Source organism: Burkholderia pulmonis (genome assembly GCF_984667975.1).
This window is the reverse complement of record NZ_OZ480186.1, coordinates 457,927-480,466: the sequence shown is the minus strand read 5'-3', so window position 1 is coordinate 480,466 and position 22,540 is coordinate 457,927. Positions and strand designations below refer to the sequence as shown.

The following is a 22,540-nucleotide window of genomic DNA, read 5'->3' as shown; positions in this document are numbered from 1 at the left end:
CCGCCAACACGCGGCGACGCCGCCGCGCCCCGCGCGGCACGCTCCGTACCGAATCACCCGACGCCGCCACGCCCGCGCGCTGCGCGGCCGTCTCAACCACTTCTGACTTTCACACCGAAATGGCCCAATACGTATTCACGATGAACCGGGTCGGCAAGATCGTGCCGCCCAAGCGCCAGATCCTGAAGGACATCTCGCTGTCGTTCTTTCCCGGCGCGAAGATCGGCGTGCTCGGCCTGAACGGCTCGGGCAAGTCGACGCTGATCCGCATCATGGCGGGCGTCGACAAGGACATCGAAGGCGAAGCCACGCCGATGCCGAACCTGAACATCGGCTACCTGCCGCAGGAACCGCAGCTCGATCCGACCAAGACCGTGCGCGAAGCGGTCGAGGACGGCCTCGGCGACCTGTTCCAGGCCAACAAGAAACTGGAAGAAATCTACGCGGCCTACGCGGAGCCGGACGCCGATTTCGACGCGCTCGCGGCCGAACAGGCGAAGTACGAGGCGATCCTCGCGTCGAGCGACGGCGGCAGCCCCGAGCAGCAGCTCGAAGTGGCGGCCGACGCGCTGCGCCTGCCGGCGTGGGACGCGAAGATCGAGCATCTGTCCGGCGGTGAAAAGCGCCGCGTCGCGCTGTGCAAGCTGCTGCTCGAAAAGCCGGACATGCTGCTGCTCGACGAACCGACCAACCACCTCGACGCCGAATCGGTCGACTGGCTCGAGCAGTTCCTGGTGCGCTTCCCGGGCACCGTGGTGGCCGTCACGCACGATCGCTACTTCCTCGACAACGCAGCCGAGTGGATTCTCGAACTCGACCGCGGCCACGGCATTCCGTGGAAGGGCAACTACAGCAGCTGGCTCGACCAGAAGGAAGAGCGCCTGAAGCAGGAAGAAGCGTCGGAATCGGCACGCCAGAAGGCGATCAAGAAGGAACTGGAGTGGGTGCGCCAGAACCCGAAGGGCCGCCAGGCGAAGTCGAAGGCACGTATCGCGCGCTTCGAAGAACTGAGCAGCCAGGAATACCAGAAGCGCAACGAGACGCAGGAAATCTTCATCCCGGTCGGCGATCGCCTCGGCAATGAAGTGATCGAGTTCAAGAACGTCAGCAAGGCGTTCGGCGACCGCCTGCTGATCGACAACCTGAACCTGAAGATCCCGGCCGGCGCGATCGTCGGCATCATCGGCCCGAACGGCGCCGGCAAGTCGACGCTGTTCCGGATGCTGACGGGCAAGGAACAGCCGGATTCGGGCGAAGTCGTGATGGGCCCGACCGTGAAGCTCGCATACGTCGACCAGAGCCGCGATGCGCTCGACGGCTCGAAGACGGTGTTCGAGGAAATCTCGGGCGGCGCCGACGTGCTGACGGTCGGCAAGTACGAAACGCCGTCGCGCGCGTACATCGGCCGCTTCAACTTCAAGGGCGGCGACCAGCAGAAGATCGTCGGCAACCTGTCCGGCGGTGAACGCGGCCGCCTGCACCTCGCGAAGACGCTGATCTCGGGCGGCAACGTGCTGCTGCTCGACGAACCGTCGAACGACCTCGACGTCGAAACGCTGCGTGCGCTGGAAGACGCGCTGCTCGAATTCGCGGGCTCGGTGATGGTGATCTCGCACGATCGCTGGTTCCTCGACCGGATCGCGACGCACATCCTCGCGTTCGAAGGCGATTCGCAGGTCACGTTCTTCGACGGCAACTACCAGGAGTACGAAGCCGACAAGCGTGCGCGCCTCGGCGAGGAAGCCGCGAAGCCGAAGCGTCTGCGCTACAAGCCGATCAGCCGCTGACCGGCCCGGCCCGGGGCACCCGGCACTGCGGCAACGCGGGGCCGGAGGCCGAAGGAGCCGGTTCCGGCGCGGTACAAGGAAAAAGCGGGCCAATGGCCCGCTTTTTTTATCCGCCCGGCCCTGGCCTGATGCTTACTCGAGCACGCCCAGTTCGCGCAGCCGCGCCTCGGTCGACGCCGCGCTCGTGTGATGAATGCCGTGCCAGCCGAGCGCCGTCGCGGCTGCCGCGTTCTTCGCGTTGTCGTCGATGAACACGAGCTCGTGCGGCGCGATGCCCGGCAGGTGCGGCTCGATCCGCGCATGCATCTCGTGGTAGATCGCCGGATCGGGTTTCACGAGCTTCACGCGGCCGGACACGACGATCTCCTTGAACCGGCGCAGCACCGGGAAGTTGTCCCACGCATACGGGAACGTCTGCGCGGACCAGTTCGTCAGCCCGAACAGCGGCACCTGCTGCGCGTCCAGCCGGTCGACCAGTGCGGCGCCCTCTTCGAGCACGCCGCCGATCATCTCGTGCCAGCGCGCATAGAACGCGCGGATCATCGCTTCATGCTCCGGAAACTTCGCGACGAGCTCGGCCGTGCCTTCCTCGATCGTCTGCCCGCCGTCCTGGCGGACGACCCAGTCCATCGCGCAGACGTGCGTGAGGAACCAGCGGCGCTCGGCGTCGTCCGGAATCAGTTCGCGGTAAAGGTACTCGGGACTCCAGTCGATCAGCACGCCGCCGAAATCGAACACCACTGCCTTGATCGTCATGCGAACTCCGTGGCAAGCACGTCTGCGAGCGGACGCGGCGTCACCGCGTTGCCCGACAGCGAATTGTTGTTCCAGATGAAATGATGATGCGCGACGATCTGCGCAGCCGACAGGTGCGCGCGCTCGTTCGTCGTGTGCAGGTCGGACACGACGGTCGTCCGGTAGCCGAGCAGCGCCGCACGACGCGCGGCCGAATCGACGCAGAACTCGGTCGCGTAACCGCAGATCAGCACCGAACGGATGCCGTGGCCGTCGAGCTGCGCCGCGAGCGGCGTGTCGTGGAACGAATCGCTCACCTGCTTGCGCACGCGCCAGTCGCCGCTATCGACGACCAGCCCGGCGTGCAACTCCCAGCCCGGTGTGCCGGGCACGACGTCGTCGTCCGCGTCGCCGTCGTGCTGTACGAAGCATACGGGTGCGTTCGCCGCGCGCGCCGCCGCGGTCAGCCGGTTGATGCCCGACACGACATCGTCGAGCCGGTAAGCGGGCCGCGCCCGCTCCACCAGCCCGCGCTGCATGTCGATCACGATCACTGCGGTGTCCGTCATTGCCTGCCCTCGGTGTTGTGGTTCGGCCGTGGTCCGGCCGTCATCGCGTGTTGTGTCAGATCGGCTGCGTGCGCGCGTCGAGCCACGCTTTCGCCTCGCCGCTCAGGTGCCGGCCGACGCGCTCGCGCACCGTCGCGTGATACGTGTTCAGCCACGCGCGCTCGTCGTCGTGCAGCATCTCGATCAGCACGCAGCGCGTATCGATCGGGCACAGCGTCAGCGTCTCGAACGCGAGGAAATCGCCGAATTCCGTCTTTCCGGCCGCGCGGTTCACGACCAGGTTCTCGATCCGGATGCCCCACTGGCCCGGGCGGTACACGCCCGGCTCGATCGACGTGATCATGCCCTCTTCCATCGCCGTGTACGGCTCGGCCGGCGCGTAGTGCGAGATGACCTGCGGGCCTTCGTGCACGTTCAGGAAGTAGCCGACGCCATGCCCGGTGCCGTGGCCGTAGTCGAGCCCGGCCGCCCACATCGGCGCACGGGCGATCGCATCGAGCATCGGCGAGCGGATGCCGCGCGGGAAGCGTGCGCGCGACAGCGCCATCATCGACTTCAGCACGATCGTGAAATCGCGCCGCTGCAGGTCGCTGACGGTGCCGACCGGCACGACGCGCGTGATGTCGGTCGTGCCCGTCATGTACTGGCCGCCCGAATCGATCAGCAGCAGGCCGTCGCCGGCGATCGTCGCGTGCGATTCGCGCGTCGCGTGGTAGTGCGGCATCGCGCCGTTCGCGTTGAAGCCCGCGATCGTCGCGAAGCTCGCCGACACGTAGCCGGGGCGCCGTGCGCGCGCGGCCGTGAGTTTTTCCTCGATCGTCAGCTCGGTGATCGTCTCGCGATTCACGGCCTGCTCGAACCACGTGAAGAATTCCGCGAGCGCGGCGCCGTCGTGCTCCATCGTCACGCGTACGTGCTCGATCTCGGCCGACGTCTTGCGCGACTTCGCGAACGTCGACGGATTCACGGCCTCGACGAGCTTCACGCCGGCCGGCACGGCCTCGAGCGTGCCGAACGTCACGCGGCGCGGGTCCACCAGCAGCGTCGCGCCGTCGGGCAGCGCCGCGAGCGACGCGCGCGCGGCGTCGTATGCGCGAACGTCGACCCCATCCTGCGCGAGCGACGCGGCCAGCGCCGGCTGCACCTTGCCGTCGGCGACGAACAGCGTCGCGCGATCGGCGCCGATCATTGCGTGCGCAACGAACACGGGATTGAAGTTGACGTCGGCGCCGCGCAGGTTGAACAGCCACGCGAGATCGTCGAGCGTCGACACGAAATGCCATTGCGCGCCCAGCGCGTGCATCGCGCGGCGCACGTCGGCCAGCTTGCTCGCGCGCGTCGTGTCGGCCTGCGGCGCCACGTGCTCGAACACCGCGTCGACGGGCAACCCCGGACGCTCGGGCCAGATTGCGTCGAGCAGGTCGATATCGGTGCGCAGCGCGATGCCGCGCGCGCTCAGCGCAGCCGTCAGCCCGCGCGCGGCCGCGACGCCGAGCACGGCGCCGTCGACACCGACCGTCGCGCCTGCCGCCACGTTCTGCGCGAGCCAGTCGACGTGCGGTGCGCTCTGCTGCCCGCCCGTCATCTTCATCAGTTGCACGCCCGTGCCGGCCAGTTCGGCGTCGGCCTGCACCCAGTAGCGGCTGTCGACCCACAGTCCCGCGAAATCCGCGGTTACGACCAGCGTGCCGACCGAGCCCGTGAAGCCGGACAGCCAGCGGCGCGCCTGCCAGCGTTCGGGCAGGTACTCGGACAGATGGGGATCGGCGGACGGCACGAGATAGGCGGCCAGGCCCTCGCGGGCCATGGCGCCGCGCAGCAGTGCAAGGCGGGCCGGCACCGGCGAGATTTCGGGAAGACGGGCATTCATGATTTCACCTGAGGGCATTCAGCGACGGGCCGACAGCGCGACCGTCACGGCTACTGCGAGGAACGCGACGCCGGTGCAGACCGGCCATTCGAGCGTCTCGCCATCGTAAAACAGACCCGAGAGATTGCCGGCCATGCGGGCGGCGACCGCGCCGGCGATGCCGGCGAGCACCGCGATCCACCACGCCGGCCGGCCCGAGCGCCGCATCGGATGCAGCCACCGGCCGAACAGCCCGACGGCCGCTCCCAGGACAAGGATTCCAAACCAGTTCATTCGACGCCTTCTATAAATTCAGATTCGTCCCATAGGCGTGAACGTTGCCAGCGGCTAGCATCGATTCATCCATCGAACCCGAGACCAGCCGGGCGCCGCGAACATTCGAGTGTAGGGGCCGACTCGACGTTATGGCAAGCGCACACCGGCTGCCGTATTGAAGAAATTCTCATGCGAATCGCTCTGATCGATCCGGAGTCGCGTCATGTCGCACTCCTGAACCGCCTGCTCTTCGCGGGCGGTCACGTGTGCCACGCGTTTCCGTCCAGCACCGCATTCTTCGAGTGGCTGGCCGCCGACAACACCTGCGACATGCTGATCACCGGCCACTGGACCGGCGGCCAGCCGGCCCAGGAAGTCATTCCGCGCGCGCAGACGGTCCTGCCCGGGCTGCCGGCCATCGCCATCATGCAGTCGGCGCGCGAAAGCGAGATCGTCTCGTGCCTGCACGCGGGCGCCGACGATTGCCTCGTGCGCCCGGTGAGCGGGCCCGAGCTGCTCGCGCGCGTCAACGCGCTGAGCCGGCGCGCCGGCGTACGCCGGCCGCCGACCCGCTCGCGCGAAATGTATGGCGAATACGCATTCGACGCCACGCATTGCCTCGTGCGTTTCGGCGACGCAATCGTTTCACTCACGCCGAAAGAGTTCCGTTTCGCGCAGTTGCTGTTCACGAACCTGTCGCGGCCCATATCGCGCGCCCACATCCTCGAAACGGTGTGGGCCCGCCGCCGCGACATGAAGTCGCGCACGCTCGACACGCATGCGTCGCGGCTGCGCAGCAAATTGCAGCTGCTTCCGGAGCGCGGCTACCGGCTGCTGCCGCTCTACGGCTTCGGTTATCAGCTCGACCGTGTGCCGATCGAGCCCCCAAATTCAAGGCCCCGCCACGCTGATGCCCGGTATGCGTCGAGTGAGGAAATCGCTGAAACGCTATAATATGGGGCTAAACGATAGCCCTCGATATGCAACTCCTCACGATCGGAATCAACCACCACACTGCGCCTGTCGCCCTGCGCGAACGCGTGGCGTTTCCGCTCGAGCAAATCAAGCCGGCTCTCGTCACGTTCAAGAACGTGTTTCTCGGCCCCCAGGCGCCGAATACGCCTGAAGCGGCGATCCTCTCCACCTGCAACCGCACCGAGCTGTATTGCGCGACCGACGATCGTGCGGCCCGCGAAGGCGCGGTCCGCTGGCTGTCGGAGTATCACCGAATTTCGGTCGACGAGCTCGCGCCGCACGTCTATGCGCTGCCGCAATCGGAAGCGGTCCGGCACGCATTCCGCGTCGCATCCGGCCTCGATTCGATGGTGCTCGGCGAAACGCAGATTCTGGGCCAGATGAAGGATGCCGTCCGCACCGCAACGGAAGCCGGCGCGCTCGGCACCTATCTGAACCAGCTGTTCCAGCGCACGTTCGCCGTGGCGAAGGAAGTACGCGGCACGACCGAAATCGGCACGCAGTCGGTATCGATGGCCGCCGCCGCAGTTCGCCTCGCGCAGCGGATCTTCGAAAAGGTGTCCGATCAGCGCGTACTGTTCATCGGCGCCGGCGAGATGATCGAGCTGTGCGCGACGCACTTCGCCGCGCAAGGCCCGCGCGAACTCGTCGTCGCGAACCGTACGGCCGAACGCGGCCAGCGGCTCGCCGAACGCTTCAACGGCCGTGCGATGCCGCTGGCGGACCTGCCTACCCGCATGCATGAATTCGACATCATCGTGTCGTGCACGGCGTCGACGCTGCCGATCATCGGCCTCGGCGCGGTCGAGCGTGCGGTGAAGGCACGCCGTCACCGCCCGATCTTCATGGTCGACCTCGCGGTACCGCGCGACATCGAGCCCGAAGTCGGCAAGCTGAAGGACGTATTCCTCTACACCGTCGACGATCTCGGCGCGATCGTGCGCGAAGGCAACGCATCGCGCCAGGCTGCGGTCGCCCAGGCCGAAGCGATCATCGAGACGCGCGTGCAGAATTTCATGCAATGGCTCGACACGCGCAGCGTCGTGCCCGTGATCCGTCACATGCATACGCAGGCCGACGCGCTGCGCCGTGCCGAAGTCGACAAGGCGCAGAAGCTGCTCGCGCGCGGCGACGATCCGGCTGCCGTGCTCGAAGCGCTGTCGCAGGCGCTGACCAACAAGCTGATCCACGGCCCGACGAGCGCGCTCAACCGCGTGAACGGCGCCGATCGCGATTCGCTGATCGACCTGATGCGCGGCTTCTACCAGCACGCGCCGCGCTCGAACGACCAGTCCGGCCACTAGCGCCGGCCGGTCGCCCTGCCGCCGGCCGCGAGCCGGCCTATCCTTTCCGAATACCCTTGCCCGGGAGCGCCGCTCCACACCATGAAGACGAGCATGCAACGCAAGCTCGACCAGCTGTCCACACGGCTGGCCGAACTGAACGACCTGCTGAGCCGCGAAAACGTCACGGCCGACCTCGACCAGTACCGCAAGCTGACGCGCGAACATGCGGAACTCGGCCCGGTCGTCGAGCAGTACGCGCTGTGGCGCCAGTCGCGCAGCGACGAGACCGCTGCGCAGGAACTGCTCGCCGATCCGTCGATGCGCGACTTCGCGGAAGACGAAATCCGCAGTGCGCGCGAGGGCATGGCGCGCCTCGAAACCGAGCTGCAGAAGATGCTGCTGCCGAAGGATCCGAACGACGACCGCAACATCTTCCTCGAAATCCGCGCGGGCACGGGCGGCGACGAGTCGGCGCTGTTCGCGGGCGACCTGCTGCGCATGTACCTGCGCTTCGCGGAACGCCGGCGCTGGCAGGTCGAGATGATGTCGGAGAGCGCGTCGGATCTCGGCGGCTACAAGGAAGTGATCGTGCGGATCGCGGGCCAGGGCGCGTATTCGCGCCTGAAGTTCGAATCGGGCGGCCATCGCGTACAGCGCGTGCCGGCCACCGAGACGCAGGGGCGCATCCATACGTCCGCGTGCACGGTCGCGGTGATGCCGGAAGCCGACGAAATCGGCGAGGTCGAGATCAATCCGGCCGACCTGCGCATCGACACGTTCCGCGCGTCCGGCGCGGGCGGTCAGCACATCAACAAGACCGATTCGGCGGTGCGCGTCACGCACATCCCGACCGGGATCGTCGTCGAATGCCAGGACGACCGTTCGCAGCACAAGAACAAGGATCGCGCGCTGAAGGTGCTCGCCGCGCGGATCAAGGACAAGCAGTATCACGAGCAGCATGCAAAGGAAGCCGCGACGCGCAAGAGCCTGATCGGCTCCGGCGACCGCTCCGAACGGATCCGCACGTACAACTTCCCGCAAGGCCGGATGACCGACCACCGGATCAACCTGACGCTGTACCGGCTCGAGGCGATCATGGACGGCGATCTCGACGAACTGATCGGCGTGCTCGTCACCGAGCACCAGGCCGAGCTGCTCGCGTCGCTCGGCGAAGCCGACTGAGGCCGCGATGTCCGACACCACCGCCGACGACCTGCTGCGCGCGTCGCCACTCGACGCGGTCGATGCGCGCGTACTGCTCGCGCATGCGCTCGGCTGGACCCGCACGCAACTGATCACGCGCGGCGACGCGCCGCTCGATGCGGCCGCGGTCGAGCGGTACCGCACGCTCGAAGCACGCCGCGTCGCCGGCGAGCCCGTCGCGCAGCTGGTCGGGATGCGCGAGTTCTTCGGCCGTCCGTTCGACGTGACACCCGACGTGCTGATCCCGCGCCCCGAAACCGAGCTGCTCGTCGAAGCCGCGCTCGACGCGATCGACGGGCTGCCGCATGCAACCGTGCTCGACCTCGGCACCGGCAGCGGCGCGATCGCCGTGTCGATCGCGGCCGAGCGTCCCGATGCGCGCGTGTGGGCGCTCGACCGTTCGCCGGCCGCGCTCGCCGTCGCGCAGCGCAACGCGGACAAGCTGCTCGACACGCGCCGCCCCGGCGGCCCGCTGCAGTGGCTGCAAAGCGACTGGTACGCGGCACTCGACCCCGCGCTCGCGTTCGACGCGATCGTCAGCAACCCGCCGTACATCGCGCAGCACGATCCGCACCTCGCGCAGGGCGACCTGCGTTTCGAGCCGCGCGGCGCACTCACCGACGATGCCGACGGCCTCAGCGCGATCCGTACGATCGTCGCGGGCGCCGGCACCTATCTGAAACCGGGCGGCACGCTCTGGATCGAACACGGCTACGATCAGGCCGAAGCCGTCCGCGCGGTACTCGCGTCGCACGGCTTCGTCGCGGTCGAATCGCTCGCCGATCTCGCCGCCATCGAACGCACGACAGGCGGCCGCCTGCCGGGCTGATGCCCGGCCCGCCCGGTTGAAATCCGCTATCATTTCGATCTAACGCCCCGCAAACACGCAAGGTCAGTCATGGACACCCAACAACGTATCAAGCAAATCGTCGACGAAAACCAGGTCGTGCTCTTCATGAAGGGCAACGCGCAATTCCCGATGTGCGGCTTCTCGGGCCGCGCCGTGCAGGTGCTGAAAGCCTGCGGCGTCGACCAGTTCAAGACGGTCAACGTGCTCGAGGACGACGAAATCCGCCAGGGCATCAAGGAATTCTCGAACTGGCCGACCATTCCGCAGCTCTACGTGAAGGGCGAATTCGTCGGCGGCTCGGACATCATGATGGAGATGTACCAGTCGGGCGAACTGCAGCAACTGTTCGCCGCCGCGTAACGCCCCCTTTCGATGGCATCTCCCAGCGCGCCGCCACGCCGGCTGATCGTCGCGATCACCGGCGCTACCGGCGCGATCTACGGCGTGCGGCTGCTCGACCTGCTGCGCGCTGCCGGCGGCGTCGAAACGCACCTGCTGATTTCGAACGCCGGCTGGCTCAATATCCAGCATGAGCTGAAGCTGCCGAAGGCCGACATCGAAAGCCGCGCGGACGTCGTGCATTCGGTTCGCGACGTCGGCGCGACGATCGCATCGGGCTCGTTCGCGACCGACGGGATGGTAATCGCGCCGTGCTCGATGAAGACGCTCGCGAGCGTTGCGCACGGTCTGTCCGACAACCTGATCACGCGCGCAGCCGACGTCACGCTGAAGGAACGCCGCCGTCTCGTGCTGATGGTGCGCGAAACGCCGTTCAACCTCGCGCATCTGCGCAACATGACCGCCGTCACCGAAATGGGCGGCATCGTCTTCCCGCCGCTGCCCGCGTTCTACGCGATGCCGAAGACGATCGAGGAACTCGTCGACCAGACCGTCACGCGCGTGCTCGACCTGTTCGCGCTCAGCGCCCCGCTGACAGCACCGTGGGTCGGCATCCGTCACGCGCAGTAAGCCCCCCTTCTTCACCCATCTCCGCCGATCCGCACGGCAATTCATGCGATTTCACGCACCCTGACGCCAACTCGCGGCAAAGGGGCTTGCGTCGACCCGATTATCAACAAACAAGCGTCAATCAAATTCCTGAACGCTGTTTATCAATGTACGGTGCACGCCTATAGTCACAGGCAAACCCTTTTTGCAGGCCACCACCATGAACCGCTTGCCTTCGCTGTACCTGTCCCACGGCGCCCCGACGCTGCCGATCGACCCGACGCTGCCGTCCGGCGCATTCACCTACCTCGCCGCCGAATTGCCGCGTCCGCGCGCGGTGCTGATGCTGTCCGCGCACTGGGGCACGCAACGGCCGGTCGCGAGCGTCGCCGCGCATCCGGACACGATCCACGATTTCTACGGTTTCCCGCAGGCGCTGTACGACATCCGCTACCCGGCACCGGGCGCGCCCGACGTCGCCGAGCGCGCGGCCGCGCTGCTGAATGCGGCCGGCATCGCGACCGCGACGACCGAGCACGGCCTCGACCACGGCGCGTGGGTGCCGATGTTGCTGATGTTCCCGGAAGCCGACGTCCCGGTTGCGCAGCTGTCGATCCAGCCGCGCGCGGATGCGGCACATCACTTCGCGCTCGGCCGCGCGCTGCGGCCGCTGCGCGACGAAGGCGTGATGGTGATCGGCTCGGGCCAGATCACGCACAACCTGCGCGCAGCCGATTTCGGCGCGGCGCCCGAGGACGCAGACCCGCGCGTCGCGGAATTCACCGACTGGTTCGAGGCGAGGCTCGCCGCGCGCGACGTCGACGCGCTGCTCGACTATCGCCGGCAAGCGCCGCACGCGGCGCTGATGCATCCGACCGACGAGCATCTGCTGCCGGTCTTCACGGCGCTCGGCGCAGCCGACGACGATTACCAGCTCGGCATCCAGTCGCTCGGCACCTACCAGCGCGTACTCGCGATGACGAACTACGTGTTCGCGAGCGCCTGAGTCGCGGCAAAATCGTCGACGCAAACAAAAAGCCCGCCCGAGCATCGCTCGGGCGGGCTTTTTTCGCTGCTTCCTGCCGCCGCCGAATCCGGCAACAGGTCAGGCGTCAGGCACCGATCCCTTCGAGGATCTCGTCGTGCGACTCGCGCTCGTCGAGATACTTGGTCCGGTAGCCGGTATGCACGCCCCAGAAGTAGAACACCAGCGCGATCGCCGCGACGACCAGCATGTCCCAGCCGTACGGCAGGTAGCCGTGACCGCCGAATTCCTTGCTGCCGATCAGCGACAGCACGGCCATCGTCGGCAGATACGCGACCAGCCACCATGCGGCCCTCAGGTCGGCACCCCAGCCGGTCCAGCCCGACTTCGCCTGGAAGAAGAAGTACACCGGCAGCGCGACAACCATCAGCAGGATGATTTCGCCCGTCAGCGGCCACTTCGCCCAGTACAGGATCAGCGATGCGCACACGAACGCGAACGGTGCGATCAGCTTCATCAGCGGAATCGACAGCGGACGCTCGATGTCGGTCGCCGCACGGCGCAGCGCCATCAGGCTGATCGGGCCGGTCAGGTACGAAATCACCGTCGCCACCGAGATCACCGCCGCGAGCGAGCTCCAGCCGCGGAAGAAGAACAGGAAGATGAACGACACGAGCAGGTTGAACCACATCGCCTGGCGCGGCACACCGTAGATCGGGTGCACGTTGCCGAACATCTTCGGCATCGTGTTGTTGCGCTCCATCGCGTAGATCATGCGGGTGGTCGTCGCCATGTAGGTCGTACCGGTGCCGCTCGGGCTGATGAACGCGTCGACGTACAGCAGGATCGCGAGCCAGTTCAGGTTCAGCGCGATCGCGAGTTCCGCGAACGGCGACGAGAAGTTGAAGTGCGACCAGCCCTTCGCGACGTCGGCCGGATTCACCGAGCCGATGTACGCCATCTGCAGCAACACGTAGATCACGAGTGCGATCAGGATCGACGAGATCACCGCGAACGGTACGCTGCGCGACGGATTGCGCGCTTCGCCCGCCAGGTTCACCGGGCTCTGGAAGCCGTTGAACGCGAACACGATGCCGCTCGTCGCGACCGCGGTCAGCACGGCCGACCAGCCGTACGGCGCAAAGGTCGCATTCGATGCGGTGCCGAGGTTCTCCGAATGGAAACTCGTCAGCATCAGGCCGAGAATCGTCGCGCCCGGGATCAGGAACTTGAAGATCGTGATCGCGGTGTTCGCACGCGCAAAGGCCTTCACGCCCCAGTAGTTCAGCATGAAGTAGATGACGACCAGCACGGCCGACAGCAGCAGGCCTGGTGTCGTCAACTCGCCGTTCACGAACAGCGCGTGCGCCCATGGATACGGCCACGTACTCATGTACTGGATCGACGCTTCGGCCTCGATCGGGATCACGGATACGATCGCGATCCAGTTGGCCCATGCGCTGATGAACCCCACCAGCGAACCATGCGAATAACGCGCGTAGCGCACCATGCCGCCCGATTCGGGGAACATCGCGCCCAGCTCCGCGTACGTCAGTGCAATCGCGAGAATCACGACCGCACCGATGATCCATGCACAGATCGCCGCCGGACCGGCAATCTTCGCGGCCTTCCAGGCGCCGAACAGCCAGCCCGAGCCGATAATCGAACCCAGCCCCGTCAGCATCAATGCAAACGGGCCGATGTTCCGTTGAATAGAACTCTTCACATCCTCTCCTGTGTCTCAAAAAGCATGGTCGGCCTGCGGTCCGGGATCGGCTCGGACAGCACCGCGCACGCATTCTTGGGGGGACGCGTCACCCGATCAGGGCAACCCGTCACGCGGCGCGTAGTTTAACGGTTGCACCTCGAACATGGCGCCAAAATCGTTCGGCCCCTACAAAAAATTCGCATCGCTTGCAAGCTTTGTAAACCTGATCTACGCAATAACCCTGAGTGCATGGGAATACGGTTGACCGTCAGAGCGATTAGCCGTATAAAGGACTTCGCAGGATTTCAAGTGGCGAGTGAATTGGTTCTTTCGTAGTTCGCCCATCAACGGTACTCCGGTTGGTCCTATTACCCCTTCCTTGATTTTCCGCACCCCATGGGCCTCGGCCCCGTTTTATCTTTTTAGGAACAAGTAACATGGCAACCGGTACCGTCAAGTGGTTCAATGACGCAAAGGGCTTCGGCTTCATCACCCCGGAAGGCGGCGGCGACGATCTGTTCGCGCACTTCTCGGAAATCCGCGTCGAAGGCTTCAAGACGCTGCAAGAAAACCAGAAGGTTGAATTCGAAGTGAAGACGGGCCCGAAGGGTCTGCAAGCTGCGAACATCCGTCCGGTCTAAGCTTGGCGCGATAATTCGTGAAAAAAAGCCCCGCTTCGGCGGGGCTTTTTGTTTTTGTGCGCCAATTCGGCATGGCGGTTATGCCATACCGCCGACAGTTATTCAGCCGAACAGTCGCTGCGCGTGAATACCGAGCCCCGTCGCGACACTCGCGAGGCGATCGCCGAACACTGGCTGCGCATCCGGGAATGCACCGGCGAGCGCACCCGACAGGAACGCGAGCCCCGTCGAGCCGCCGGTGAAATACAGCGCGCCGACGTCGCGCGGTGCAACGCCCGCGAGCCGCACCGTCTCGCGCGCAGCGTCGACGATGCGTGAGGTGTCGTCGCGGCTCGCATCGACGAGGCAATCGGCATCGAATGCGATCAGCAGATCCTCTTCCACGTCGTTCAGGTCGATCATCGTCTCCCCGCCCGCCGCCACACCGATCTTCGCTTCTTCCGCACGCGCCATCAGCGCATGCCCGAGCCGCTGCTCGACCACGTTCGTGAGCCGGTCGTACTGCTGGACGTCCTGGTAAAGGTGCTTCATCAGCTTCAGCTCGCCGATCCGCTTCGGCGTATAGACCGTATTGATCAGGTGCCAGGTGGCGAGATCGAAGTAAACCTTGTTCGGCAGCTCGCGCCCTTCCGGATCGAGCGAACGGTAGCCGAATGCGGGCAGGATCGCCGCCAGCTCGACGCGCCGGTCGTAATCGGTGCCCGCGACGTGCACGCCGTGGTGCGCCAGCACGTCGTCCTTGCGCTCGAGCCGCGCCATCCGCTCCGGCCCGACGCGGACCAGCGAGAAGTCGGACGTGCCGCCGCCGATGTCGGCGACGAGCACGAGACGCTCGGCCTGCTGGCGCGATTCGTAGTCGAACGCGGCGGCAATCGGTTCGTACTGGAAGTGAACGTCGGCGAACCCGACCGACCGGGCCGCCGCCTCTAGCTGATCCTGTGCGAGGCGATCGGCGCGCGGATCGTCGTCGACGAAGAACACCGGACGGCCGAGCACCGCACGGCCGATCGACGCGCCCGCGCGCGCTTCGGCCTTGCGTTTCAGGTGCGTGAGGAAGCGCGCGATGATGTCGGTGTACGCGATCGCGCTGCCGTCGCCGAGATCGGTCGTCGTTTCCGCGAGCGGCGAGCCGAGGATGCTCTTCATCGAGCGCATCAGCCGGCCGTCGAAACCGTCGATATAGGAAGCCAGCGCCGCACGGCCGTACTCGACCGTCTCTTCGTCGTTGTTGAAGAAGATCGCCGTGGGCAGCGTCAGATGGTCGCCCTCGACGGGCGCGAGGCGCATGCCGTCGCCGTCGGGCAGCGCCACGGCGGAATTGGACGTGCCGAAATCGATCGCGCAGTAAGTCATGGGAATTTGCCGCAGCAGGGCCGGCGCGAAAACGGAAAGGACGGGCTTTTTAACATGAAGCCCGCGGGATCACAACCGGGGCCGGCCACCGGTGCCGCGCAACGGCCGCCGGTGGCGCCGGCGCGCGATGCCGCACGCCGGGAACATGCGCGGGGCAGGGCGCGCGACGCAGCCTGCCCGCCTGCGGGATCAGGCCGCCGCGTCGAAGCTCTTCTTCCACGCACCCGCATAGACGACCTCGCCGATCGCATGGCGCGTGCGCGGCGCCTTCTCGCGATCGCGCAGTACGGGATCGAGCTTGTCGACGTTGCCGTAGTGGCCGAGCGAGATGATCGACAGGATCGCGACGTCGGCCGGGATCGCGAACGCGTCGCGGAAGGCCTTCGCGTCGAACCCGCTCATCTGGTGCGCGGCGAGGCCGAGCGCATGCGCCTGCAGCACCAGCGACATCGCGGCGGCACCCGCGTCGTACGACGCGGTCGGCGCCGGCTCGCCCTTCGGCGTGAGCGTGTGCGCAGTTACCGCGATCAGCACGGGCGCCGGCGCATTCCAGCCCTGGTTGAACGGCACCAGCGTCGCGAACGCACGCTTGAATGCGTCGTCGTCCTGCGCGCGGTCGAATACGATGAAACGCCACGGCTGCGCGTTGTAAGCGGACGGGGCCCAGCGCGCGGCTTCGAGCACCGCGTGCAGATCGCCGGTGCTGACCGGGGCGTCCGAATAGGCGCGCGGGCTCCAGCGGCCCGCGATCAGATCGTGAATCGAAACAGTGGTGGGAGCAGGTTTGACGGACATGCAGATCCTCGCTGACATCGATGAAGGGGCGCGAACCCCTGGCGAACCGCAAGCATACCCGCTTGAGCGGCTGCGCGCCCGATCCTCCCGCGCTATGCAAATCTCCGCGCCTGCAATGGCCGGCCGCAGCCCGTGCAGCCGGCCGGTTGCACCGCGCTCAGGCCGCCTGCGCGGCCGCGCGCGACGGGCCGCGATTGATCCGCAGCACGATCAGTGCGCCGACGATGCACAAGCCGCCCGAGATCATCGAGGCGATCGTGTAAGTGCCGAGGCTCGCGCGCAGCAGCCCTGCGCCGAGCGCCGCGAATGCCGCACCGAGCTGGTGGCCGGCGACGATCCAGCCGAATACCACCGGCGCCGCGGCCTTGCCGAACACGTCGGTCGCGAGCCGCACGGTGGGCGGCACGGTCGCGATCCAGTCGAGGCCGTAGAACATCGCGAACAGCGGCAGCCCGAAGAAATCGATCCCGAACGCATGCGGCAGGTAGATCAGCGACAGCCCGCGCAGCCCGTAGTACCAGAACAGCAGCACGCGGTTGTCGTAACGGTCGGACAGCCAGCCCGACAGCGTCGTGCCGAACAGGTCGAACACGCCCATCGCCGCGAGCAGCGACGCGCCCTGCACTTCGGTCATCCCGTAATCGCTGCACATGGCGATCAGGTGCGTGCCGACGTAACCGTTGGTGCTCGCGCCGCAGATGAAGAAGCTGAAGAACAGCAGCCAGAAGTCGCGCGAACGGCTCGCCATCAGCAGCGTGCGGAACGCGACCGCGAGCGGGTTTTCCTTCGACGCGTCGGACGCGGCCGGCGCATCGACCGGTTCGCCGTACGGGCGCAGCTGCACGTCGGCCGGCCGCTCCGGCAGCAGGAAGGCGACGAGCGGAATCACGATCGCGGCCGCCACCGCGACGACCAGCACGACCGGCCGCCAGCCGTGGTGCTGCGCGATGGCCGCGAGCATCGGCAGGAACACGAGCTGGCCGGTGGCCGTACTCGCGGTCAGGATCCCCATCACGAGGCCGCGCCGCGCATGGAACCAGCGCGTGACGAAGGTCGCGGACAGCGTCAACGCGACGACCCCCGTCGAGCAGCCGACCATCAGGCCCCAGATCACGACCATCTGCCAGCTCTGCGTCATCATCGACGACAGCGCAACGCCCGCACTCATCGTCACGAGCGCGGTGAGGATCGTCGGGCGCAGCCCGAAGCGCTGCATCGCGGCGGCCGCGAACGGGCCCGTCAGTCCATACAGCGCGATGTTCACCGAAATCGCCAGCGAAATCGCCGCGCGGCTCCAGCCGAGCTCGCGCTCGAGCGGCACCATCAGCACGCTCGGCGTCGCACGCGTGCCGGCTGCGGCCAGCAGGATCAGGAATACCACCGCCGCGGCGAGCCATCCGTAATGGAAGCGCCCGCGGATTCGTGTCACCGCCCAGTTCATCGTCGCGTTCTCCAGTTGGCGGTACGGCGTCATCGCGCCTGCCCCGCCCCAACCAGGCCACCTCCGCCGCACCTCACAACATCGGCTGACCCGGGCCGACGCTTGGCATTTGTCTGTTGATCCGGCCGCGATTGTTACCGACCAGTCACAAGTGTGTTGCGATCGTAGTTACCAGTCGGTAACATGTCAAGCAATTCACTACGCAGCCGAGGGTCATCATGTCGGGCATCGAGATCCCCAAACCGCTGGCGCGCCGCACGCGCCGGCCGATCGACGGCGCCACCGCGCAGGAGCACCTGCTGCGCGCCGCCGAGGAGCTGTTTTACAAGGAAGGGGTTCGCACGGTCGGTGTCGAAGCGGTCGTGGAGCGCGCGGGCGTCAACAAGATGAGCCTGTACCGCCAGTTCTCGTCGAAGGACGAGCTGATCCTCGCGTATCTGGAGCGGATGGACGCGTGCTTCTTCGAGCGCCTCGACACGAGCGCAGCGAAGCATCCGGGGCAGCCGAAGGCGCAGTTGATCCAGTATTTCGTCGATCTTGCCGAGCGCGCGACGCAAAAGGACTATCGCGGCTGCCCGTTCGTCAACGTTGCCGCCGAATTCCCGGATGCGTCGCACCCGGCACGCGAGCGCGTCGCGCAGAACAAGGAACAGCTGATGAAGCGGCTCGTGACGCTGTGCGAAGGCGCCGGCGCCCGGCAGCCGAAGGCGCTCGCCGATGCGCTCGCGCTGGTGGTCGAAGGCATCTATGCGGCGAGCCAGACTTACCGGCACGGCGAAACGCCGATCGGTACCGCACCCGCGCTCGTCACGCAGCTGATCGAAGCCGCGTGCGCATGACGGGCCGCGCGCGCCCGTGTGCGGCGTGCCCGCTACAATGCGGCCCTCGCTGCCCTTCCGCCCGACTGGTATCACGATGACCGACACCCGCCCCGAATCACACGACGACATCCTCGCCGCCACGCGGCACTGGCTCGCGCGCGCGGTGATCGGGCTCAACCTGTGCCCGTTCGCGAAAAGCGTCTATGTGAAGGAACAGGTGCGCTATGCGATCAGCGCAGCAACGACGCTGGAAGACGCACTCGCCGAACTCGAAACCGAGCTGCGCGCGCTCGACGCAGCGGATCCGCAGCAGGTCGACACGACGCTCGTGATCTACCCGCATGCATTCGCCGATTTCGTCGACTACAACGATGCGCTGTTCTTTGCCGAGCGGCTCGTGAAGCAACTGCGGCTCGACGGCGTGCTGCAGATTGCAAGCTTCCATCCGCAATACCGGTTCGAAGGCACCGAACCCGACGACATCGAGAATTACACGAACCGCGCGCCGTACCCGATCCTGCACCTGCTGCGCGAAGACAGCATCGCGCGCGCGGTCGACGCGTTCCCGGACGCGTCCGCGATCTACGAAAAGAATCAGGAAACGCTGCGCCGCCTCGGTCACGAAGGCTGGCGCGAATGGATGCGCCGGCCGGGCGACGACGTCTGACGCGGCGTGCAACGTGCGCCACGCGGGCGCGCCGGACGCGCGTCAGCCTTCGGCCGACTCGACGGCGTCGCCGCCCGCCGCTTCGGCTTGCGCCACGAAGAAGCGCTCGTTCAGTTCGGCAAGCCCGAACATCCCGAGGATCTCGTTCAGCCGCTCGCCGGGCCGCCGGCGCGGCAGGTTCTTGTACTGCGCGATGATCAACTCGTTCTTCATCGAATGCTCCCAGCCGACCAGCTCCGTCACGCTGACCTGGTAGCCATGCGCTTCGAGCTGCAGGCAGCGCAGCACGTTGGTGATCTGGCTGCCGAATTCGCGCGTATGCAGCGGATGCCGCCACACCTCGGTCAGCGCATTCGCAAGCGACTTGCCCTTGTTCTTGCGCAGCACGCCCGCGACTTCCGCCTGGCAGCACGGCACCAGCACGATGTGTTGCGCACGCTTCGCGAGCGCGAAGCGGATCGCGTCGTCGGTCGCCGTATCGCATGCATGCAGCGCGGTGACGACGTCGACGGTTTCGGGCAGTTGCGGCGACGTGATCGAATCGGCAACCGACAGGTTCAGGAACGACATGCCGCCGAACCCGAGCCGCGCGGCGAGCTCGGTCGAGCGCGTGACGAGCTCCTCGCGCGTCTCGATGCCATACACGTGCGACGGGAACGCTGGCGTGCCGTGCCCCGGCTGCTGCTTGAAGAACAGGTCGTACAGGATGAAGCCGAGATACGACTTGCCGGCGCCGTGATCGACGAGCGTGACGCCGGCCTTGTCGGCCTGCACGCTGGCCAGCAACGGCTCGATGAACTGGAACAGGTGATAGACCTGCTTCAGCTTGCGGCGGCTGTCCTGGTTCAGCTTCCCGTCGCGGGTAAGGATGTGCAGTTCCTTCAGCAGCTCGACGGACTGCTCCGGGCGGATTTCGTGGGTCTTGTTCGACATCGTGAAGCGACGCCGGGCCACGGTCGGTCGACCACGGCCCGGCGGCGGAAATTCGTGAGGAATGGCGACAGTTTACCGAAAATGCGCGGTCAGGCGCGAGTGCCGAGCCGCCACAGCGACGTTACCTCGGCGCGGCGCGCCGCGTGCAGCGGATCGTCAGCGTCCGTCGACTTCGGATGCGCGGGGCGGATGTCGTCGCGACCGAGCACGACGAGACCGGCTTCGTCGATCCATTGCAGCAGCGTATCGCGCGGCCGCAGGCCGAGATGCTCGGCGAAATCGGACAGGATCAGCCAGCCCTCGCCACCCGGCTCGAGGTGCGCGGCAAGCCCCGCGAGGAAACCGCGCAGCATGCGGCTGTCGGGGTCGTAGACCGCGTATTCGATCGGCGCGCTCGGCCGGGCCGGCACCCACGGCGGGTTGCAGACCACGAGCGGTGCGCGGCCGGCCGGAAAGAGATCGGCCTCGACGACGTCGACCTGGCCGGCATGGCCGAGCCGCGAGACGTTCTCGCGCGCACAGGCGAGCGCACGCGGATCCTGGTCGGTTGCGACGATGCGCGCGACGCCGCGTGATGCGAGCACGGCCGCCAGCACCCCCGTGCCGGTGCCGACGTCGAACGCGAGCGACGTCGCCGGCAACGGCGCACGCGCAACGAGTTCGACGTATTCGCCACGCACCGGCGAGAACACGCCGTAGTGCGGGTGGATCGGCGCGCCGCCAAGCGCCGGGATCGGCACGCCTTTCTTGCGCCATTCATGCGCACCGACGAGGCCGAGCAGCTCGCGCAGCGACACGACCGACGGCGCGCCGCCGGGCCCGTACGCTTCCTCGCATGCGGCCCGCACGTCGGGCGCGCGCCGCAGCGGGATCGTGTAGTCGGCGTCGAGCGGGATCAGCAGCATGCCGAGCGTACGGGCACGCTGCGACTGTGCGAGACGATGCAGGTTGAACGCATCGGCGCCCGCCGCGACTTTCGACTTCTTCGGCTTGCGTTCGACACGGCGCGCCATCGCCTGCACGAGCTGGCGCGCATTCTGGAAGTCGCCCTGCCAGACGAGCGCCGTGCCCTCGCACGCAAGGCGGTAGGCCGCGTCGGCCGTGAGGCGGTCGTCGGCGGGTACCGCACGCTTCGGCGGTTGCACGCCGGCTTCGGAGCGCCAGCGCACGGCATGATCGGCGCCGTCGGCGTCGGTCCAGTGGAAAACAGGGGAATCGGTCACGCGAACTCGGTTACGGTTGGCTTCAGCGGCGGCGGGAATTCACCGCGCGGACCACACCATACCGCGCTTTGCCCGACCCGGCAAAACGGGCGCCGCAACACGTGCCGGAAGGCGCGGGTCGCGGCGCGACCGATGATCAGGCCAGGTCGAAGGCCTCCGCACCGGGCGCATCGCGCTTGACGGCCGCAATGCCGTTCTCGCGGCCTTGCGCGCTCCTGTACGTTTCGCTCGTGCCGATGACCTGGTGATTGGCGGCTTTCAGGTTGAACATCGGCTCGCCGTTGTGGGCGAGCTTCCGTTCGTAACGCTCGTCCAGCAGCGCATTTTCCCGCACGGACGCGATCCCGTTTCTCGCGCCGCTTTTCTCTTCGTACCGCTCGCTCGCGAGGATGATCTCGCCGTTCGCCGACTTCAGGTGGAAGTAGTACTGACCGTTCGTGGCTTTCTTGATCTCGAATTTTGCCGCCATGGTTTTCTCCTGGAAAAATGTCCGGCCCTCGGACACTGGCCAGTCTAGGGGCACCATCGGAAAAAATCGATATCGCGTCGAGACGAACGTTGAAGACCGTCAAATGGTCAATTTTCAGTGACATTTGACCGATGTTGACCACATTCGCACGACCTCCCCTACCCACCCCACCCCGGCATTGCCGGCAGCCGCAGCGTGCCCGCATCGTTGAAGTGCACGGTACCGATCAGGCCGCCGGCAAGCCGGCCGCGCAGCGCATACGGCAGTTCGCCGTTCGCGGCCGCGCCGGGCAGGTTCCACGCCTGCCGCGCGGCGGCGAAGGCCGATACCGAGACGGGCACGTCGAGCACGGCCTCGCCGAAACGCGGGACGGTGCCCGCGCGATCGCTGACGCCGCTCGCGAACGGCGCGCCGTTCAGGTCGAGCGCGACCGAAATCCCGTTGTAGTCGATCGGGGCATCGTTCGGATTCTGCACGCGCAACTTCAGGCTGAAACGCATCTCGAGCCCCTGCCCGACCAGCGGGTCGAGCCCGACAACCGTCACGCTCGGCGACTCGCGTGTCAGCCCCGCGCACCCGCCGAGCAGGAACACGGCCGCGAACAGCAGCAGCACGGCGCGCAGCGGCGCGATACGGAACAGGGCACGTGACATGGGAAGGCCTCCTCGCGGCGATCGGTGGGCGGGGTCGTCGATGCATTGTACCGAGCGCGCCGCACCCTGCCGGATTTCGTAGTTTCTGCGGCGACGCGAGATCGTTAATAGATTAAAACTACGAATTCGACAGCTAAACGGAAAGCGTATTAATGACTTCCAGCATTCAATGAAGCGCCTCGAATTCGATAGATGCTCTTTCTAAATTTTTCGTTTCCTTTACCCAAAACCATCAAGTATATTTACGCATCCTTCGAGCAAGCCGACAAACCTTGAAGCCGCATGACGGCGAATTTACAGGATGGCAACATGCCGTCCTTTCGTCCTGCGGCCTGGCCCGGCCAGCCCTGTAGGTCGTCGATTCAAAGGGATT

The 22,540-nt window shown here is 66.4% G+C and carries 23 protein-coding genes; 11 read left to right on the top strand and 12 right to left on the bottom strand.

Annotated elements, in window-relative coordinates:
• The first annotated feature begins 119 nt into the window (after positions 1–119).
• Positions 120–1,787 carry an energy-dependent translational throttle protein EttA gene (gene ettA / locus AC5LXK_RS02295; protein ID WP_175847098.1) on the top strand — a complete coding sequence of 556 codons (1,668 nt, stop codon included), beginning with the start codon at positions 120–122 and terminating at the stop codon, positions 1,785–1,787.
• Positions 1,788–1,919: 132 nt separating this feature from the next.
• Here the strand turns inward: ettA and AC5LXK_RS02290 are convergent, their stop codons facing one another.
• Genes AC5LXK_RS02290 through AC5LXK_RS02275 form a run of 4 tightly spaced genes read right to left on the bottom strand, consistent with a single transcriptional unit; the run spans position 1,920 to position 5,234 of the window.
• Positions 1,920–2,543, bottom strand: a complete 624-nt coding sequence (locus AC5LXK_RS02290) for an HAD family hydrolase (protein WP_493390137.1) — start codon at positions 2,541–2,543, stop codon at positions 1,920–1,922.
• Positions 2,540–3,091, bottom strand: a complete 552-nt coding sequence (locus tag AC5LXK_RS02285; protein WP_493390136.1) for a cysteine hydrolase family protein — start codon at positions 3,089–3,091, stop codon at positions 2,540–2,542. The genes AC5LXK_RS02290 and AC5LXK_RS02285 overlap by 4 nt, the downstream gene beginning before the upstream one ends.
• Before the next feature lie 55 nt (positions 3,092–3,146).
• Positions 3,147–4,961 carry an aminopeptidase P family protein gene (locus tag AC5LXK_RS02280; protein ID WP_493390135.1) on the bottom strand — a complete coding sequence of 605 codons (1,815 nt, stop codon included), beginning with the start codon at positions 4,959–4,961 and terminating at the stop codon, positions 3,147–3,149.
• Between the two features lie 18 nt (positions 4,962–4,979).
• Entirely contained in the window at positions 4,980–5,234 is a 255-nt protein-coding gene (locus tag AC5LXK_RS02275; RefSeq protein WP_493390134.1) for a hypothetical protein, read from the bottom strand.
• A gap of 171 nt (positions 5,235–5,405) precedes the next feature.
• Between AC5LXK_RS02275 and AC5LXK_RS02270 the strand changes: the two genes are divergently transcribed.
• The 7 genes from AC5LXK_RS02270 to AC5LXK_RS02240 all read left to right on the top strand — a co-directional run bounded on the left by AC5LXK_RS02270 (position 5,406) and on the right by AC5LXK_RS02240 (position 11,484).
• A complete protein-coding gene (locus AC5LXK_RS02270) occupies positions 5,406–6,170 on the top strand; it encodes a response regulator transcription factor (RefSeq protein ID WP_493390133.1) in 765 nt (254 codons plus the stop codon).
• A 26-nt stretch (positions 6,171–6,196) separates the two neighbouring features.
• Positions 6,197–7,495, top strand: coding sequence for a glutamyl-tRNA reductase (gene hemA, locus AC5LXK_RS02265; protein WP_174917392.1), 1,299 nt, complete (start codon positions 6,197–6,199; stop codon positions 7,493–7,495).
• A gap of 81 nt (positions 7,496–7,576) precedes the next feature.
• Entirely contained in the window at positions 7,577–8,659 is a 1,083-nt protein-coding gene (gene prfA / locus AC5LXK_RS02260; protein ID WP_493390132.1) for a peptide chain release factor 1, read from the top strand.
• 7 nt (positions 8,660–8,666) lie between these two features.
• On the top strand, positions 8,667–9,509 hold the full coding sequence (gene prmC, locus AC5LXK_RS02255; protein WP_493390131.1) for a peptide chain release factor N(5)-glutamine methyltransferase: 843 nt from the start codon (positions 8,667–8,669) through the stop codon (positions 9,507–9,509).
• A 69-nt stretch (positions 9,510–9,578) separates the two neighbouring features.
• On the top strand, positions 9,579–9,890 hold the full coding sequence (gene grxD, locus AC5LXK_RS02250; RefSeq protein ID WP_006753626.1) for a Grx4 family monothiol glutaredoxin: 312 nt from the start codon (positions 9,579–9,581) through the stop codon (positions 9,888–9,890).
• Between the two features lie 12 nt (positions 9,891–9,902).
• Positions 9,903–10,499: a UbiX family flavin prenyltransferase gene (locus tag AC5LXK_RS02245; RefSeq protein WP_493390130.1), complete on the top strand. Its 597-nt coding sequence runs from the start codon at positions 9,903–9,905 to the stop codon at positions 10,497–10,499.
• Positions 10,500–10,698: 199 nt separating this feature from the next.
• Positions 10,699–11,484, top strand: a complete 786-nt coding sequence (locus tag AC5LXK_RS02240) for a DODA-type extradiol aromatic ring-opening family dioxygenase (protein WP_493390129.1) — start codon at positions 10,699–10,701, stop codon at positions 11,482–11,484.
• Between the two features lie 106 nt (positions 11,485–11,590).
• Here the strand turns inward: AC5LXK_RS02240 and AC5LXK_RS02235 are convergent, their stop codons facing one another.
• The gene (locus AC5LXK_RS02235; protein ID WP_493390128.1) at positions 11,591–13,189 is read right to left on the bottom strand and encodes an APC family permease; all 1,599 of its coding nucleotides are present in this window, start codon (positions 13,187–13,189) and stop codon (positions 11,591–11,593) included.
• A 419-nt stretch (positions 13,190–13,608) separates the two neighbouring features.
• Here AC5LXK_RS02235 and AC5LXK_RS02230 point away from each other — a divergent pair, with 419 nt between their 5' ends.
• Complete coding sequence (locus AC5LXK_RS02230; protein ID WP_006477070.1) at positions 13,609–13,812, top strand: cold-shock protein; 204 nt, start codon at positions 13,609–13,611, stop codon at positions 13,810–13,812.
• Positions 13,813–13,914: 102 nt separating this feature from the next.
• Here AC5LXK_RS02230 and AC5LXK_RS02225 read toward each other — a convergent pair whose 3' ends face one another.
• From AC5LXK_RS02225 to AC5LXK_RS02215, 3 genes are all read right to left on the bottom strand, one after another.
• Positions 13,915–15,165 carry an Hsp70 family protein gene (locus AC5LXK_RS02225; RefSeq protein WP_493390127.1) on the bottom strand — a complete coding sequence of 417 codons (1,251 nt, stop codon included), beginning with the start codon at positions 15,163–15,165 and terminating at the stop codon, positions 13,915–13,917.
• A gap of 189 nt (positions 15,166–15,354) precedes the next feature.
• Positions 15,355–15,960: a nitroreductase family protein gene (locus AC5LXK_RS02220; RefSeq protein ID WP_493390126.1), complete on the bottom strand. Its 606-nt coding sequence runs from the start codon at positions 15,958–15,960 to the stop codon at positions 15,355–15,357.
• A 157-nt stretch (positions 15,961–16,117) separates the two neighbouring features.
• Positions 16,118–17,401, bottom strand: coding sequence for an MFS transporter (locus AC5LXK_RS02215; RefSeq protein ID WP_493391175.1), 1,284 nt, complete (start codon positions 17,399–17,401; stop codon positions 16,118–16,120).
• Positions 17,402–17,619: 218 nt separating this feature from the next.
• Between AC5LXK_RS02215 and AC5LXK_RS02210 the strand changes: the two genes are divergently transcribed.
• Together AC5LXK_RS02210 and AC5LXK_RS02205 are read left to right on the top strand one after the other, a co-directional pair.
• Entirely contained in the window at positions 17,620–18,240 is a 621-nt protein-coding gene (locus tag AC5LXK_RS02210; RefSeq protein WP_493390125.1) for a TetR/AcrR family transcriptional regulator, read from the top strand.
• Between the two features lie 76 nt (positions 18,241–18,316).
• A complete protein-coding gene (locus tag AC5LXK_RS02205; protein WP_493390124.1) occupies positions 18,317–18,889 on the top strand; it encodes a DUF1415 domain-containing protein in 573 nt (190 codons plus the stop codon).
• A gap of 42 nt (positions 18,890–18,931) precedes the next feature.
• Here the strand turns inward: AC5LXK_RS02205 and AC5LXK_RS02200 are convergent, their stop codons facing one another.
• The 4 genes from AC5LXK_RS02200 to AC5LXK_RS02185 form a co-directional block, all read right to left on the bottom strand.
• Entirely contained in the window at positions 18,932–19,822 is an 891-nt protein-coding gene (locus AC5LXK_RS02200; RefSeq protein WP_493390123.1) for a class I SAM-dependent methyltransferase, read from the bottom strand.
• Between the two features lie 89 nt (positions 19,823–19,911).
• Complete coding sequence (locus AC5LXK_RS02195; RefSeq protein WP_493390122.1) at positions 19,912–21,045, bottom strand: methyltransferase; 1,134 nt, start codon at positions 21,043–21,045, stop codon at positions 19,912–19,914.
• Between the two features lie 136 nt (positions 21,046–21,181).
• A complete protein-coding gene (locus AC5LXK_RS02190) occupies positions 21,182–21,514 on the bottom strand; it encodes a YegP family protein (RefSeq protein WP_493390121.1) in 333 nt (110 codons plus the stop codon).
• Between the two features lie 158 nt (positions 21,515–21,672).
• Positions 21,673–22,167, bottom strand: coding sequence for an LEA/WHy family protein (locus tag AC5LXK_RS02185; RefSeq protein WP_493390120.1), 495 nt, complete (start codon positions 22,165–22,167; stop codon positions 21,673–21,675).
• Positions 22,168–22,540 lie beyond the last annotated feature (373 nt).